This is a genomic window from Streptomyces sp. NPDC059900, assembly GCF_050270335.1.
GTDB lineage: Bacteria > Actinomycetota > Actinomycetes > Streptomycetales > Streptomycetaceae > Streptomyces.
Genome location: NZ_JBNNJZ010000866.1, coordinates 1 through 2,531, shown reverse-complemented (window position 1 = coordinate 2,531; position 2,531 = coordinate 1). Strand labels below are relative to the sequence as shown.

General features: G+C 71.8%; 3 protein-coding genes. 2 read left to right on the top strand and 1 reads right to left on the bottom strand.

Going from position 1 to position 2,531, the window contains the following annotated elements; translation table 11 throughout:
• Positions 1-193: hypothetical protein (locus tag ACQKIP_RS45085; protein ID WP_427745654.1), on the bottom strand; the 193-nt coding region annotated here is incomplete at its 3' end.
• A gap of 166 nt (positions 194-359) precedes the next feature.
• Here ACQKIP_RS45085 and ACQKIP_RS45080 point away from each other — a divergent pair.
• Positions 360-1,385, top strand: a complete 1,026-nt coding sequence (locus tag ACQKIP_RS45080; RefSeq protein WP_365853854.1) for a hypothetical protein — start codon at positions 360-362, stop codon at positions 1,383-1,385.
• A 61-nt stretch (positions 1,386-1,446) separates the two neighbouring features.
• A partial coding sequence (locus ACQKIP_RS45075; RefSeq protein ID WP_427745653.1) for a saccharopine dehydrogenase family protein occupies positions 1,447-2,531 on the top strand: 1,085 nt, incomplete at its 3' end.

The window sequence follows — 2,531 nt, the reverse complement described above, 5'->3', positions numbered from 1 at the left end:
GGGTGACACGGCCGGGGTGCTGGTCGGCGAGTTCCCGCAGGTCGGGCGCGGAGCGGGCGACGGCGAGCACGGGCACAGCGCGGGCGGCCAGCGTGGTGACGGCGGGGCGCAGAATGCGGCTGGCTCCGATGACAAGGACGTGTGCGGCCTGTGCTGAGCGGGCGCGGGGTGCGGACAGGGGCTGTTGGGGCATCGTCGCGGCTTCCTCCCGGTGGGCAGGAAGCCATCATCGCTCACTGTTGCTCGTTTCTGCTCATTGACGCTTGTTAATGAGAGTGAATAGGGTGCCGTTGTGGCGCTGCCGGCCGATGGCCCAAAGCAGCGCCGACGTTCTCGTCGCCCGGTCCGCGAGGTGTCCCATGGCTGTTCCCCCTTCCTCCTCTCCCCGGCCCCTGCGTACCGCACCGCCGCCCGCCTCACGGGGCGGCATCGGACTCGCCCAGGGGTGCTACGGCCTGCGCGGCAACCTCGAACTCGTGCTCTGCGACGAGCAGGACGGCCTGTGGGTGCTGTGGTTCAACAGCGACCCGCAGGACACCGCCCCCGAGCCGGGCGGCCCGCCGCCGGGCGAGTGGAGCGGCGCACTGCGGTTCGCCACCGGCCGGCGTTACGACGAGGTCGGCGTGCTGCAGAGCCGCCACGGCCCGCACCACCTCGAACTCCTCACACGCTCCAGTGACTCGGCATATCGCCTGCGCTGGAGCCCCGAGCAGGCCTTCACCGCCGAACAACCCCCGCCGAGCACACCCGCCCGCGCCGTCGGCACGGCGGAGACCGAAAACGGCACCCTGTGGACCGGCATCCTGACCGAGGACGGACGGCCCCGGCTCCTGCGCGCGGACACCACCGCCTACCCCCGCCTCACCTGGGCCGACGACACTCCCGCGGCCGAACTGCCCACCGACGACCGGTGGACCGCGATGACCCTCGCCGCAGGCGCAGGCGCAGGCCCCGGCCCCGGCTCCGCCAGCAACGCGGACGCAGAGCGCCCCGCAGCCGTGCTGGTCGGCGACCGCGAAGGCATCTGCCTCTCCCCCACCGGCGCAACGCATCCGCTCCCGGCCGCGACCCGCGTCGCCGCGGTCGCCGCCGAGGACGGCGTACGGCTGTACCTGTGGTCCGAGGGCCCGTGGCTGGAGGTCATCACGCCGGGATCCCCCGGCGGGACGCGCCGCCTGCCGCTGCCGGGATCCGGTGAGGTGACCGCCCTCGCGGCCACCTCCCTCTCCCACGAACCGGGCGCCACCGACCTCGTCGTACGCCGTGGCGGGCATCTCTGGCATCTGCGGGACACCGGGCGCAAGGACGCCGCGACCGCCACCGAACTCACCAGCCGCCTGACGCCCGCACCGGGAAACGGCCCGCAGTCCGTTCACCGGGGCTGACCACCTGGCCCCGACGGGTACGACCACACATCGCCTTCAGGAAAGAGACCGAGGAATCACCATGCGCAGTCTCATCGTCGGCGCCGGAGGCGTGGGGACGGCCGCCGCCAGGATCGCCGCCCGGCGCGACTTCTTCGAGCACTGCGTGATCGCCGATTACGTTCTCGACCGCGCCCGGCGGGCGACCGAGGCCACCGAGGACGCCCGCTTCGTCGCCGCCCGCATCGACGCCTCCGACCAGGAGGCGGTCACCGCCCTGCTGCGCGAGCAACGCTGTGACGTGCTCCTGAACGCGACCGACCCCCGGTTCGTCATGCCCCTGTTCCGCGCGGCGCTGGCCGGTCGCGCCCACTACCTCGACATGGCCATGTCCCTCTCGCGCCCCCATCCCGAGCACCCCTACACCCGGACCGGCGTCATGCTGGGCGACGAACAGTTCGCGCTGGCCTCCGAATGGGAGAGCACCGACCGCCTCGCCCTGGTGGGCATGGGCGTCGAGCCCGGCCTCTCCGATGTGTTCGCCCGCTACGCCGCCGACCACCTCTTCGACAGCATCGAGGAGATCGGCGTACGCGACGGAGCCAACCTGAGTGTCGAGGGCCACGAGTTCGCCCCCTCGTTCTCCATCTGGACCACGATCGAGGAATGCCTCAACCCGCCGGTGGTGTGGGAGAAGGACCGAGGCTGGTTCACCACCGAGCCGTTCTCCGAGCCGGAGGTCTTCGACTTCCCCGAGGGGATCGGCGAGGTCGAGTGCGTCAACGTCGAGCACGAAGAGGTCCTGCTCATCCCGCGCTGGGTGGACGCCCGGCGCGTGACCTTCAAGTACGGGCTCGGGCAGGAGTTCATCGACGTCCTGCGCACGCTGCACAAGCTGGGCCTGGACCGCACCGAGAAGATACGCGTCGGCGACGTGGAGGTCTCCCCGCGTGACGTGGTCGCCGCCTGCCTGCCGGACCCGGCAGGACTCGGTGACCGCATGCGCGGCAAGACCTGCGCCGGGACGTGGGTGAAGGGCGTGCACGACGGCGCTGCCCGCGAGGTGTACCTCTACCACGTGGTCGACAACGAGTGGTCGATGGCGGAGTACGGCTCGCAGGCCGTGGTCTGGCAGACCGCGCTCAACCCGGTGGTCGCCCTCGAACC

Excerpts from the sequence above, each read along its gene's own strand:
- ACQKIP_RS45080 (WP_365853854.1), top strand. The coding sequence starts at position 360 with ATGGCTGTTCCCCCTTCCTCCTCTCCCCGGCCCCTGCGTACCGCACCG.